Origin of the sequence: Fusibacter ferrireducens (assembly GCF_015352425.1) — a bacterium.
GTDB lineage: Bacteria > Bacillota > Clostridia > Peptostreptococcales > Acidaminobacteraceae > Fusibacter_A > Fusibacter_A ferrireducens.
In genome coordinates, this window is sequence record NZ_JADKNH010000008.1 from 1 (window position 1) to 14,110 (window position 14,110).

Here is a 14,110-nt window from a genome sequence, read left to right on the forward strand (position 1 = left end):
GCAAGCTGTAAAACTTTTGATTTCCCTTGGTCTAATAAAAGAAACTGATATTTCCGTGGCTTAGACTAAAGCTTCATTTTTGTAGGGCCTAAAAGACCTTTATTAAGTATGCCCTTTTTTATTTTGAGCTACTTTATTTTTCACGCTAACCACCTTTTATATTTATGTCTTGATCTTTTAAATATATACCTCAAAAAAATGGAATCACTCAATCGTTACAAAAACTTATCAATTGAAATGACTCCATTTACTATTCATATATGTTTTACCAAATGCTTATATGGATGCCCCAAAACCTGCACCATTTGATCTGATTTAAAGGCCAATTTTTCATACAGTCTTTCGGCTTTTGGATTGTTTAAAGCCACTAATAATGACAACTTGTCATAGCCGGCATCGAATGCGATCCTTTCGACTTCATGAATCAGATCACTTGCAAATCCAAGGCCTCTATAGGCTTTGTAAACGGCCAAACTGTCAATATAATATTCGCCTTCAAATCCCTCTTTGGAAGCCACCAAAGCCTTTAGACGAGCCTCACGATCTTCTGCGTCAGGATTAAAATAGGTTTCAAAATGTCTGTTGAGTGTTGCCATCACTTCTGCGGGATAAGCGGTTATTTGACCCGCAATTTTATTTTCAAAACATGCTATATAGACATTTTCGTAACTGAACCGAGACTGTTTTTCCAGATAAAGGGCCTTTAAAGTCTTGTCCATTAAAGCTTCATCTTGATAGCCAGTATAGGTGTTGGCCATATCTCCAATTGCCAGTTTTATAAGAGGAATCACATCAAGGTAATCGTCTTTTTCTGCCTTTCTAATCATCATAAGCCACCTCTAAGAAGGTATTGCAAAATTACCCTCTTTGAAAATTAAAATTTCTTCACCTTCTTGCGTAATGCCCACAATATTTAAATCACTCGTCCCCACCATGAAATCCTCATGCACTAGGGAGTCATTGATACCATTTTTAATCAAGTCCTCTGAAGACATCTCATCGCCATCCTTGATACAGACGGGATAAGCCTTCCCTATGGCCAAATGACACGAGGCGTTCTCATCGAACAAAGTATTATAGAACAAAATATTTGAATTGGATATTGGAGAATCATACGACACCAACGCCACTTCCCCTAAATAATGCGCACCTTCATCCACATTGATTAAATTACTCAAGGCTTCATATCCCACTTTTGCACTGAAATCCACTATTCTTCCTTCTTTGAACACCAATTCAAACTCATCTATGAGGTTACCGTCAAGATTAAGTGGCTTCGAACTCACCACTTTACCATGAACACCATTTCTCTTTGGTGCCGTGAAAATTTCTTCTGTGGGCATATTGGCAATAAACTCATGACCTTCTTTTGTCAAATCCGATCCTCCAAACCAAATATGATGCTCTGGAAGTTCAATTGTTAAATCCGTTCCCATGCTATTTTTATATTTTAGGGTTTTAAAATTCATTCGATTCAAGTAGTCCGTATTCTTTTTTAGTGCTGATTTATGAAGTTCCCAAGCTGCCACTGGATCTTCTGAGTCCACTCTGACTGCATTGAAAATAGCCGCCCACAAATTCTCTATGGCAATATGCTCTGAGACATTGGGAAATACCTTTTTAGCCCAGGCCAAAGTGGGCACTGAGGCCACACACCAGCTGTTGATGTTGTTCATCGTTCTTTCCCTATAAGTTGTTAGTGCATTACCTCTTACTCTTTGAGCTCTCATGAGGCGTTCTGTATCCACGGCCTTCATGATTTCTGGATCTGATGCTGAAATGGTTAGAAATGCCGCGTCTTGCATCGCATAATCCACATAGAAACACTTTTGCCACTCTGGAAATTCATCGAAAATTTCATCTGGTGCCATCGTATATTTAATTTTATCCAATTTTTCATCGCCCCAAGAAACGACAACTTCTCTCGCGCCTTCTCTATAGGCAATTTCAGTGACCATCCTAGTAAAATCAGCACACTCAATAGGAGATCTAATCACCAAAATTTGATTTTTCTTTAAATTGACGCCAATTTTAACAAGGAGTTCAGCGTATTTTTTAAGTTTATTTTCAAACATGTAACACCTCTCAAAAAAAATTAGGATTAAAATACATTAATCCTATTTCTATCATATCAAAATTTTTCTTGCTAAGATAGCCTCCACTCAAATCCCCTTATCCCATGGATTATAAAACCCCTATTACAGAGCTGCTATTATTGATCAATTATCGACATGCATCTTTTAAAGTCCCCTGTTTCAATATGGACTGAGCCTCTTTTATTTTTCTCCCAAACATTCGATAACAGTGTCATATACTGCTTTTAAATGTTCTTCAAATTCAATTACTTTCTCATCAGAAAGTGCACTCAGTTTTTCTTCAAGGAGTGATTCAACATATTTTTTGTGTTTTTCAACAAATGTTTTCCCCAATGGCGTTAAAGAAATGTGTACAACGCGTCTATCTTTTTTGTAGGGTTGACGTTTCAAATAACCAAACTTGATTAACTTGTCCACTAATGGTGTTAAATTAGAATTGATGACATTGATTTGTCTAGAAATTTGTGACATGGTCAATTGTTTGTGATTCGAAAGAACCAATAAAATTTGTATATGCGAAGGGAAGAGCTCTTCTGATTTAAAAACCTCATCATCTCTAAAAAACCGCTTATTCATCGTTGGCATGAGTTTCAGCATATACTCCGTTAATAATTCATAATTTTGTTTTTTCACCCAATTCACATCCTTTAAGTTTATGTTTTCTTTTATATACCAAAATACATTTTGTTTAATCATCCAAATTGCCCATATTTTGCATCATTTTTGAATCGTTGTAGTACTTCTTCAATTTGATAAAATTGACTTTCCATGACCACAGCACAAATGGAATCGCAGCCAATGTCAATAAAGTCTGTCCACTCATCAAAAGAAAATCAAAGATACCATGCAGTAAAACAGGTCGCCATAAAGTCATTTTTAGATATTTTTTTCTTCTAACCTCCTCTGTAGTAAATTTAGCGAATGAAAGATAATAGCCCATTGTTACTGCGAACAACATATGCATGGGAACACTAATAAAACCCCTCATAATCCCAACTGAAATTGGATTTTCATTCCCAAATATGTAAAAAATGTTCTCGACAGTGGCCATTCCAAGTGATACAAAAACACAATATATGATGCCATCAAGACGTTCATTGAAGTGTTCATCCTTAAAAGCAATTTTCATAACGACAAAACGCTTGAAAAACTCTTCGGTAAAACCTGCCACAACAAACGCAGTATAAGCAGCTCCCATGATTCCTGGGAAAAAGTTGAGACCCATCAATCCCGTCTCAACAAGCAGAATGGGCACAACGCTTACCATCCCTCCTAAAAACAATTTTCCAAGCAGTGTCAAGGGTTCCCGATCATATCGGTCAATAAAATAGAAAAAGAGCAGTAGTGCTATAGATGGACCAATAGCGATTAATAAAATATTGTACATACATTTCTCCTGTGTTATTACTCGTATTTTGCATTGTGACCGATGATTGCTTAGCCCCTATCCTGTTCATCTTGTGATTTTAAGTTGGATAATGAGTATTATACCCCAATAATCATTTCTCACACAATTTTAATTACATTACTATTATAATATTATTATATCAAAAAAAAAGCCTCTCCAAAATGACTCAAAATCATTTTAGAGATAGCCCTTTGGATGAACTCACTTTCTCAATATTGGGTACAATTCTAACTGGAATGCCGTACATAAAAATTACACTGTTCTCAATTAGAGTTGCTGTTTTACCCCTTGGGATATATCTAGGCGTAGAATTGCCTTTTATATACTGTATCCATTCATGATTTGAATTGTTTTGAAGCCCCCAAATTTGAGGTCTTTTAGGATGAACCACTACTTTGGCAATTTTATGGTTTGTTATTTTTTTAGACTTCAAAATTTGATGTAAAAAGAGCGTACTATCATGAAAGATCTCATAAGAACCCAATTGTGTTGTAAGGCTTAATGGATGAGGATCAATCTGTCCGTCAAAATTAAATTTGCCCCATTCGTAATTAAAGTGGGCTGCCTGCCTAATTTGGTCCACTGTGTGAATCCATTTTCTCGGTGTATACGCCTTTTCAAGTGCTTCTGCATAGGCTTCATCAAATATGAGAATGCGTTGTTGAGGTTCAGCGACAAGAGCTACTTCAAAGGCAGGATATACTTTATAGTAAATGAGATAGAGCAGATCTGCCAAAAGTTTTCTCGATTCCAAAATAATCTGTGGTGTTGCCGCTCTTAAAATTTTACTGACCAGTAACATTCTATTCTCTATGGGATCATACCAAATGTCCTGAAGCGCCAAGCCAACTATGCAAAATCCTGAAACTTCAAACTGATCGAATGAATAACAGAGTTCTCCTGCAATCTCCAAAAAACTGCTGCTCATCGGATCGCTTAGCAAATGTTCTATGGGAACATACCCTTCTGGAACACCTGCATATAAAATGGAAGCGTCCTCAACATTTTTCTCATTGTGCTGCACATCTGAGTACATTTTAGCATCTGATTCGGACTGCTTAAAATCTGATTCAGACTGCAACGGCCTATATAGGATCAAGGCTGTGGAATCATCTCCCGAATAACGACTCGTGCGTTCAAGCAACTGTTCCAAATCCGGTAATGCCTCCACAATTAAACCGTGGACGGCATGATAAAAATAAATGTAATCCGATGCACTATTGGGGTAGGCATTCTCCACACCGTCTGTGGTCAAGGCAATAAACTCAGTGGATGCTCTGAAGGGATAGATTGCCGTTTTAAATGCCAGTGGTGCATAGAAATCTGAAATTGAAGTTGTGATGTTGTCTTTATGTCTTGCATCCTCTAAAATGGGATGAATGACTTTGCCCTCTTGTTCATAAATGCCAATTAAACCATCTCCAATTTGCAAAAAGATCATATATTGATCGTATTCAAATGCACAGAGCAATGTACAGCCATACAGTTTATAAATTTCCGATTCGGTATAGGCCCTGTCAAATGTCTCCAACACGCTGTCCACGTGCTCTGTTTTTTCACTTTGAGCATGATGCATTAATACTTTTTGTCTCCAATTTGCAACAATCTTATGAGGAAGCACATTGGCAATTAGTATCTTGAGGGCATCTATTTTTTCGGTTTCCATAAGTGGTTGAGCACTTTCAATTGTTTTAAAATAAGCTGCTTTAAAACAATCAAATGTATTTTCATTGAGAAAAAATTCAATGGACTCCATTGCAGACGCCACCGCTAAGGATGATCCAATATCACTTCGGGCGTGTGCAATACTGCCGTGACCATCACTTACAGCACCGATAAAAGTGGGACATGTCTTATACAAGCATGCATCTTGATTTGGCTTTTGACTTTTAACATGTGATGAGCCCGTTTGACTATGGCTCATCACCTTCCAATTCTTCATTTCATTTACCAATCCAATTCTTCTACATTGATCTCTGATTCCAACGTGGGCGGCAGTGGAATTGTATTTTTAACAGGATTGATGGATGCCGTTGATACCGTTGTGGATGCCCATCTGATGTAATTTTTGAGGTCACTTGCATTTTTAGCGAGTAATGGTTTTAATTCCCCTCTGAAAGAATCGCCAATAAAATCTTGCAGAACATCCATGTCTGTTTCTGAGCCAATTGCAATTGAAATTCTAATAGCCTTACTGCCCCACTTTGTCTGTTTAAGTTTCTTAAGCCCCTGTTCATAATCATCTGTGGGCAGGCCATCGGATAGTAAGATCATAACAGGTTGATAGCCTCTCGCCCCTTGGAATTCCGTATCTAATTTTTCAGCGAGGATTTCGAAGCCGCGGCCCATGTCTGTGACACCTTTGGTCACAATGTTTTCCCAAGAAAAATCTTTGACGTCTACATTTCTCACAATCCACCTTGCACCTGTTGAAAAAGAAAGTGCGTGAATTTTAATTGTCCCTTCTGTTTCTTTTGCAATCTCTTTAATATGTGGGATAGACTCTCTTATGGCATTGTTGAGCGTTTCTGCCTTGCCACCATAACTCATGGAATCTGACGCATCTATTAAAAAGAATAAATGTAAATCTCTTGCACCCATTTTACCTTCACGTTCTATTGACATAATAGCCTCCTTATTATTTCATCTTTTATTTGAGTATTCTCTTGGTCCTCTTCTATCGAATAATAGCGATCGATCCACCAAAGTTTATTTCTTGACCTGCTCGGATTGGAACGACACCATTTTTTGAAATTTCTCTAATCTCTTGTTCAGCAGTGGTATAGGTCCAGATATCGCTTGAAAGATTTCTGAGTCCCCACACACTTGGATGTTTAGGATGAATTTCCACTCTTGCAACTTGAATATCATAATCCATAATTGAAGATGGATCTATCTGATTTTTAAAGATCCTCGAATCGTGATTGAGCATTATGATCTGATTTCCAACTTTCATCCTAAGGGGTAATATCCTTACTGTGTGATGACATTTAGGACATTTTGAAGTCTGCTTCACCATGGTCTTATCATAGAAAATCTGATGCTCACAGTGATAACAATAAGTGACTTGTCCTCTCAGTTGACTTAAAGCTTTTATCCAGATGGATTCACGTATCCTTTGATGTGGATCATGCAATCCCGTTGTGAACGCCTCTGTAAAAAGTGATTTGATCTCTTCTGGATAATAAGGCCAGTAAGCTTCAGCAATATCCTTATAGCCTGGGACTGGTCGATTGGTTGCATCTATTGGGTCGTATATGAATACGGGGTGAGTGCCATAGAGCATGCGTTCTGACTCAACATCCGAAATTTCAATTTCATATTCTCTTTGACCTTGAAGTGGATGCTGTAGATTGAGCATTCTGAAAATAACAACTGCCAGTGAAAACAAATCCGTTTGAGAACTTGGTGCGCTTTCGCCTCTTACGATTTCAGGTGCCATAAATCCACTTGTTCCCCAAATTTCATCAGTATCTTTCAAATTGTCAAAAGTGACATTATCGTTATCACATATGCGAATATCACCCGTTTCAAAATTCACAAACAGATTGCCGAAGGAAATATCTCTATAGCACAGTCCACTAAGATGCAGTTCATTAAATCCATGTGCTAATCTGATGCAAGCGTCTATAAGGACTTCAAAGCGCTTTACTTGTATTTCGCCTGCAAAATACTGTGACATTTTAGTGTACTTTGAAGTGTCAATCAGCGGCATGATATAGCCAAAGTGATCTGGAGATTCACCTTCACACAATGCCAGCGGCCATATGAATTTTTCGCTGGGGCTGCCTTTTTCGATTAGCATTTGAATCGCTTCGTATTGTTCTGGTGTGGATGCTGTTTTGTTATACCATTTTAAAGCGTATTCACCTTCGTTCCCTCTGACCTTGTAGACATGTCCTTGACCGCCTGTTCCTATTTCTTGAATCACCTCATACCGATTAGTATTGGACGATATACTATCGCCTTTGTTTAATACATCTGACATAAATAAGCTCCTCTCTTTCGAATAAACGGTTTCCTCCTCATATTTAATGGATTTCTCCTCATCTGCTTATGCCTCATACAGATATCCTCACTAAATATTGTCCTAAAAAATAGAGAATGCCCGTCGCATAATAACTGTAAATGGCTTTATGAGATATAAAATCTGTTGCACCTTTTGGCAATCTAACTGCATATCCTGTGGTCAAAATAAAACTCCCTGCCAATGTCATAAGAATTGCCAGCTGTGCACTTTCGTATAAGGCAGGCGCTTCCACCTTAAAGACAATACCGACAAGTTGCAATATAAGCATGATAATTGGAAAGAAATTGCACAAATTGACTTTCAATTTTCTATAACTCAGTTGTGCCACTAAACTTATCAACACACTTGCCACAATCAACATGGGCCACCATGAAACAACAACGGACTCAAGCGCTTGAAAGGCAACGGGTATATTTTCAAAATAGTAATTTAAGTAAAGCTCTCCAGCGGTCAATGCAAACAAGAAAAATAGTATTTTAAATAAATTGCCTTTATTCCTGAGCCATCTCCTTTTGGGATTAACTGCACGCGTCTGTCCACTGCTTCTAACCTTTTTATTTTCCACCACAGTAGGCGAATCTACCGGATTCATCCTCACAACTTCCTGCATGACAGCCTCTTTTCTGTGATTTTTAGAAAAGTTACCTCTGATTGTATTTGTAATAATCTGACTGCCATCTCTTGCAATTTCACTCTGCTCCGAATTTACCGGTAGATTAAGTGTCTTTGCGAGGAGTGTAAATGTTTTGATCATAATTTCTGGCCTAAAGCCATATTCACTTGCAATCTGGACGGAAAATCTCTCAAGCTTTTTGGTGTTGCTATCCGCATCTTTGCCAAGTTTCATGACTTCATCGATGTAACCTGTTTTTCCAATCAGTTCTAGCCTTGTTTTTAAGCCATTATTATAGGGTATATAATCATAAAGCAACCCTACAAATTTCTTCGTTTTAAAATCTTCACGGTCACAGTTTTCTATAACCTTTTTCAGTTGTGTCATGAGCTCTTGCTCACTAAGCGTTTTAGATTTAAAATTCAGCATTGACATCACCTCTGTAGTTTCATGATACGCTTGTATTAAGCAAACAGCTACCAACAACAGTTTAGTATTGACTTAATTTTTTCTTACGGTTTTTTAATCGTATTCTTACTTTTAAAAGAACCTTGTGCATTCAAGAATTAATGTAAATAGAATATAGTGTTGGAGACCAAGATATAAGAGGTGCCCATATGAAACAAAAAAAACTAGATCCAATAAGATTCCTTGCATTGATAATGCTAATCCTCAACGTATATAACATACATTCTTTTAAAACAGAAGCCGTTCAGAGGACAGAAGAACATCTTGTAAATATGATGAAAACGGATCTTAAGATATTTGAGGATTGGTTATTTGATTATGTCGACAATGTCGATCTGATCAAGAGCCAGCTCAATCAATTGACACTTTCAGAGGTCAACTATACCGTTACTGAAAACAAACATTTGGCATATAACTTTTCATCTGAATTTGTCCATGAAACCTATATTGGATTTCTTGATGGCCAGTTTACTTCGAATACAAATTGGATACCTTCTGAAGGCTACGATCCCAGAGAACGCTCTTGGTTTAAGGATGCCCTAGAAAAAAACAGGACCCTCATATCCAACATCTATGTGGATCAAATCTCCAATCATTCTGTGATTGCCATCAGTACGCCACTCTATGTTCAAGATAAGCTTGTGGGCGTTTTGAGCACAGATTTGTATTTAGAAGATCTCACCACAAAATTGCTCACGAACCGATCTTCTGACAACTTTGAATCCCTTGCTATAAATGACCAGGGCATCATATTGGCCAACACTTCTGCCCCTTCACAAATCAATAAAAAAATAGATGACCTCTTTATGATTCTTTTTGATAGTGCAAGAGAAAATCCAGGTTATAATACTGAAATCATCGATGATCGTGATTTATATGTGTATTATTTTTCTGATAAACTCAACTGTTTCCTCAGTGCCAAAGTGGATTTATCGCTTTATACAAATCGTTTTTCCTTTTGGGTTCATTCGCAGACCATTGTCAATTTGCTATTTTGGATTTTATTTATGGGCGTTCTCTTTTATATTCATATATTGAATGAACGCATAATTGAGACCACCACATCCCTTGAAGAAAAAAATACCTCCCTAAAAGTCATTAACACCCAGCTGGAAACGGCTAATAATCTCTTGGCATACAGAGCTATACACGATGGACTTACAGGCCTCCATAACCGTTTTGCATTTGATGATTTATTGGATGAGTTAATTTCAAAGGGGTTTCAAGAACAAAAATACGTTGGATTGATTCTCTTTGACGTGGATGATTTTAAAGTTTACAACGATGTTTACGGACATGTTCAGGGTGATGCCGCCTTATCTCTGTTGGCCAATGAAATTGCTCACTTCTGCGATCAAGCTTTAATGGTTGCAAGATATGGTGGTGAAGAATTCGCCATCATCTATTATGATCAAGATATTGAAACACTTGAATCTATTTCAAAAGGTCTTTTAGAACATATTAGGAGCCTCAAAATACCACATAAACTCAGCGATTATGGCTATATTTCCATCAGTGGCGGCGTCAATGCTGTGATCCCAGATTTAACCACTTCACGCGGCATGTTTATTCACCAAGCAGACACCGCACTTTATAGGGCAAAGGCAAAGGGCAAGAATCAATTCGCAAGAACCTACTAAGTCCTCATGTTCATCCATATTCATTCAACATCTAAAACCTAAAAAAGGGCTACTTTAAAATGATTTTATTCATTGTAAAGTAGCCCTTTGAATTATAATCTAATTCTGATCACGGCATCTTGATAAACTTTAAAACATCCACTTACATTTTTATTGTTAACTGTCACATCGTTTCGCTCAAAAAACACATTTAACTGTGTGCGTGATCGATCTGAGATACACTGGGCGAGCACCTTGTCCACTCTTATTTTCATATCACTTCGAACTGAGATTTCAAGTATTTCATACCCTTCAGAAAGAAGTTTATCAATTATAATCTCCCCATGCTCTGAGGTGGTTTCAGTTGACGTCAAAAAATCTTTTTTATTTTCCAAATCTCCTTTGACTTTAAATTGCTCTATTTTTTTATTCCACGTATGACCGCGATCACATTTATAAATGGCAAAGTGATGTATGTTTTTGCCGTTTGCATTTTGTCTTCTCACAAGTGAATCCTTAAAGATCACTTTTTGACCACAATTGTGGCAATAGCGTTCTACTTCTGAAACGCCACTTGTTTGGATAACCCAATTTATATGTTTCGATTTTATCATCTTTTATACCTCTTCTCATGATTGACAGAGGTACAAACTCAATCGAATATTCGGTTATCTGCATCTATTCATACCTCCTGATTATAAAGTGTCCATTATAATCAGTGATATTGGGTCTCTCATAGACTAATCCTCCTATTAGACCTAGAGGCATTGTGTGTTACTCTATAAAACTAATCCCTCTAAGCACACTTAATAACCCTTACGGATAAGGGGGCTCATGCTTATTCTATTGCGCCGGATTAGTTCATTGAAGGTGTCATAAATACTCCTATCTTCCTATTTTATCATCTTGTCAAATCAGATCATTTCATCGAAATAAACTTTGACAGCTCATCATTATGCTATCTCAAAATAAAGAAGATGTCCATAGAACACCTTCTTTTGTAACTTATTTGTTATGAATTGCCACTTTCACCACGAGCCTTACTTTATAATTTCAAAATATAATTTGGATTGATCTGCCGCCACTGATAAACCGTACAATTCCGTTTTAACTCTTGGCACACGAATCACAGTGATGCCATTGTTGACTTTGATATCATAATCTGGATTGGTGGTCGGATAGACAACCGCCACATCTACACCTTGGGCTTTTATCTTGCCCATTTGTTTAATCAACAAATCGCCTTCATAGACATCATTATATTTATTCACATCATTCATCACGACAATCACTGGTTTTTGTACGTTGTTTTGAGCAAAGTTTATGAGTTTCGTCCATTGGGTATAGTCATTTGTTCTAATGCTTGAACCCACATTATTCATATGAATGACCCATGCCCCTTCTTGTTCCTCTATACGCATCTTCGCCTTATTGTCTTTGAGAACGATTTGATTGTATGAAGCCAGTAAATCATTCTTAAGATCGCTAAACACAAACTTCAATGCCTTGCTTTTGAGCGCATCAGGGATACTATACGAAGAAAGTGCCTTTATTTTGGTGATGTTTTCAGGAGCCTTCACGATGATATTTTGTCCCACGATTGCAGTGATATCATCCATCAAAATGGTGCCACTGTCTTTTAAAGCACCATCTGTTTCTACCAAGTAGACTCTACTGAGTTGAAGTGGATAAACCATATTGCTTGGCAATTCTGCCTTGACATACTGCCATCCCTGCCAATCCACGTGTCTGGCAAAAGTGATGTTTGTCGTTGCACCCACAGCATCCACAATCTTACCCCTTAACCAATGATCGTTTCCAAAATCTCCAAAAGCCCACATACCTATTGATTGTGTATTATCCGGCAGTTCAAGGGGTGTATTGAACGCCACATAAGCCGCCCTTGTATCCGATGATCCGGTAAAATCATACTCCAAAATCCCCGATTGCAATCCATTTTTAGGCACTGGAATTTCCCTGTACTTACCGGTTACTGTTGCAGGATAACCCATAAATTTTCCCGTTTCATTTTCAAAACTTGCCAAGGTTACCTTTTGTGTGCCAACTGCCACAGGAATATAAGTTACCAAACCATTAAACTCGAATTGAGCCAGAGCTTGTTGCGCTTCACTGCCTGCTATGAGACTGCCCGATTCATAGTCGTAAGTTCCAACCAGATTTGGAATGGTCACTTTGACAGAATCCTTGGAAAGATCAATCGTTTTGCCATCATTTGTCGTCACTGAGAAGGCCAATGGCTTGATCTCATTTTTATCCACCTTGATAATTGATGGGGAAACATTGAGCTTTACGGCATTATCATAAACACGAATTTTAAATGTCGCACTATGTCCCTGATAAATCGCTTTTAAAACACCTTCTCCTTCAGATTGAGGCGTCAAAACACCATTTTCAATACGGCCTTCAATACCAGACAAGGTCCAGCTAACATTGTCCTGATCCACTGCCACTGGGACATAATTGGAGTCAATCGCTTTAAGGGCAATCGGTGTTTGAGTACCCAATACGAGGTTAGGGCTATCCAGATCAATCTTCGTTTGAAGTAGCACTGGATCAGAAGATAAAATTTTTGTCACAGCAAGTCCTGTGTACATCTTTCTTTCACTGCCATCAGAAGGCGAATTTACAGTTGTTGGTTTTGTTTCCCACGGCGATTGAACTACCATTTGCGTAGAACCACCACCGTCTAAATTGATGGCTTCATAGGCGCCCAGACCAATCATAATATTGCCGAGTTCCGTCTGTGTAACCCCTCTAAAAGAACTGCTTCGACCATCAATCGTCACCATAATCAACTCTTTTCGATCTTTGGAGATACCTGCTGACGTTCTGGGATGTTTGCCGCTAATATTTTGAGAAAAAACTTCTAAAACTTTGCCATTTGAAACAATTTGCGCACCGCCACCGACACTCAAATCCATAAACCTAAAATTGACATCATAGTTTACCGTGATGATATCACCCATTTTGAAGTTTTGTAAAGCTGAGTTGATGTCATTGCCTACGCAAGCGATGACATAACCATCCTCCGGAATTGTAAAAGGATCTCCCTTTCTTCTAATTTCCTTGATTCGATCCTTTTGAACGAGTATTTCCAAAATATCGATATCCAAAGTTTTCCCGTAAGACTGCAATGCCCAATCCGAGGTAAAGAGAATGCTGCGATCATAGGACAGATAGGGCTTGTTGATGTAAGTGAGTTTCTGTGTGTAAATGCCATTGGTAAAACTGTTATTCGGAGAGTTTATATAGCCAATATAAGGCACATTATCCTTCGTCACATTAAAGGATGCAAATTCGTTGGATCCCACACTCGTTGTAAGCACTTTGCCATCCAGCACCAAATTCCCCATGGTCGTATTGTTCGCAGTGTCAAAAAAATCACTGTTGATTGCTGCAACAACCGAGTGATCTGCATTATTTTTTTCAAGTAAATGAGATAGTGTATCTCTGCTGGACAGTTTTTCATCTGTCAAAACCGTTAAATCCATCTGTTTCCTGAGATCTACTCTGACAACATTGATATTTAACCAACCCTCATTCGTATATTTCATAAGTGTTTGCTTTGTAACACCATCTGCCAAATACTCTATTTCGCTTTCCGTTTCATAAATTGTAACATAGTCCGCAAATACCAAACATTGCGATAAAAGCACCATAACCACCAATAATAAACTCACACGTCTTTTCATAATTACCTCTCCAAATGTCTCTAATCTAGCTGAATTGCCTCGTGTTATAATCTCTTATATTATACCGCTCTATTGTGTCCTCTCAATGAATTTCTGATTACGAGTTAATGACAATTTTTATGGTTGTCTTTCCCGATTAAAGTCTTAAAAAATCTTTCACTTC

Annotated in this window: 11 protein-coding genes; 1 reads left to right on the forward strand and 10 read right to left on the reverse strand. The window is 37.8% G+C overall.

Annotated features, from left to right (window positions below; translation table 11 throughout):
* Positions 1–254: 254 nt before the first annotated feature.
* From ISU02_RS13365 to ISU02_RS13400, 8 genes are all read right to left on the reverse strand, one after another.
* Positions 255–830, reverse strand: coding sequence for a GNAT family N-acetyltransferase (locus ISU02_RS13365; protein WP_207736310.1), 576 nt, complete (start codon positions 828–830; stop codon positions 255–257).
* 9 nt (positions 831–839) lie between these two features.
* Positions 840–2,075 carry an aminopeptidase gene (locus ISU02_RS13370; RefSeq protein ID WP_194702349.1) on the reverse strand — a complete coding sequence of 412 codons (1,236 nt, stop codon included), beginning with the start codon at positions 2,073–2,075 and terminating at the stop codon, positions 840–842.
* Positions 2,076–2,276: 201 nt separating this feature from the next.
* Positions 2,277–2,729, reverse strand: coding sequence for a MarR family winged helix-turn-helix transcriptional regulator (locus ISU02_RS13375; protein WP_194702350.1), 453 nt, complete (start codon positions 2,727–2,729; stop codon positions 2,277–2,279).
* A gap of 55 nt (positions 2,730–2,784) precedes the next feature.
* Positions 2,785–3,483 (reverse strand): PrsW family intramembrane metalloprotease, encoded by a 699-nt coding sequence (locus ISU02_RS13380; protein WP_194702351.1) that lies wholly within the window; start codon positions 3,481–3,483, stop codon positions 2,785–2,787.
* A 193-nt stretch (positions 3,484–3,676) separates the two neighbouring features.
* Complete coding sequence (locus ISU02_RS13385) at positions 3,677–5,446, reverse strand: protein phosphatase 2C domain-containing protein (protein ID WP_194702352.1); 1,770 nt, start codon at positions 5,444–5,446, stop codon at positions 3,677–3,679.
* 5 nt (positions 5,447–5,451) lie between these two features.
* Positions 5,452–6,129, reverse strand: a complete 678-nt coding sequence (locus ISU02_RS13390; protein WP_194702353.1) for a vWA domain-containing protein — start codon at positions 6,127–6,129, stop codon at positions 5,452–5,454.
* A gap of 52 nt (positions 6,130–6,181) precedes the next feature.
* On the reverse strand, positions 6,182–7,492 hold the full coding sequence (locus tag ISU02_RS13395) for a serine/threonine protein kinase (protein ID WP_194702354.1): 1,311 nt from the start codon (positions 7,490–7,492) through the stop codon (positions 6,182–6,184).
* 73 nt (positions 7,493–7,565) lie between these two features.
* Positions 7,566–8,576, reverse strand: coding sequence for a hypothetical protein (locus tag ISU02_RS13400; RefSeq protein ID WP_194702355.1), 1,011 nt, complete (start codon positions 8,574–8,576; stop codon positions 7,566–7,568).
* Positions 8,577–8,764: 188 nt separating this feature from the next.
* Here ISU02_RS13400 and ISU02_RS13405 point away from each other — a divergent pair, with 188 nt between their 5' ends.
* The gene (locus ISU02_RS13405; RefSeq protein ID WP_194702356.1) at positions 8,765–10,255 is read left to right on the forward strand and encodes a sensor domain-containing diguanylate cyclase; all 1,491 of its coding nucleotides are present in this window, start codon (positions 8,765–8,767) and stop codon (positions 10,253–10,255) included.
* Positions 10,256–10,347: 92 nt separating this feature from the next.
* Here ISU02_RS13405 and ISU02_RS13410 read toward each other — a convergent pair whose 3' ends face one another.
* A complete protein-coding gene (locus tag ISU02_RS13410; RefSeq protein ID WP_194702357.1) occupies positions 10,348–10,848 on the reverse strand; it encodes a DUF1062 domain-containing protein in 501 nt (166 codons plus the stop codon).
* 426 nt (positions 10,849–11,274) lie between these two features.
* Positions 11,275–13,947 carry a phosphodiester glycosidase family protein gene (locus tag ISU02_RS13415; protein ID WP_194702358.1) on the reverse strand — a complete coding sequence of 891 codons (2,673 nt, stop codon included), beginning with the start codon at positions 13,945–13,947 and terminating at the stop codon, positions 11,275–11,277.
* Positions 13,948–14,110: the final 163 nt, after the last annotated feature.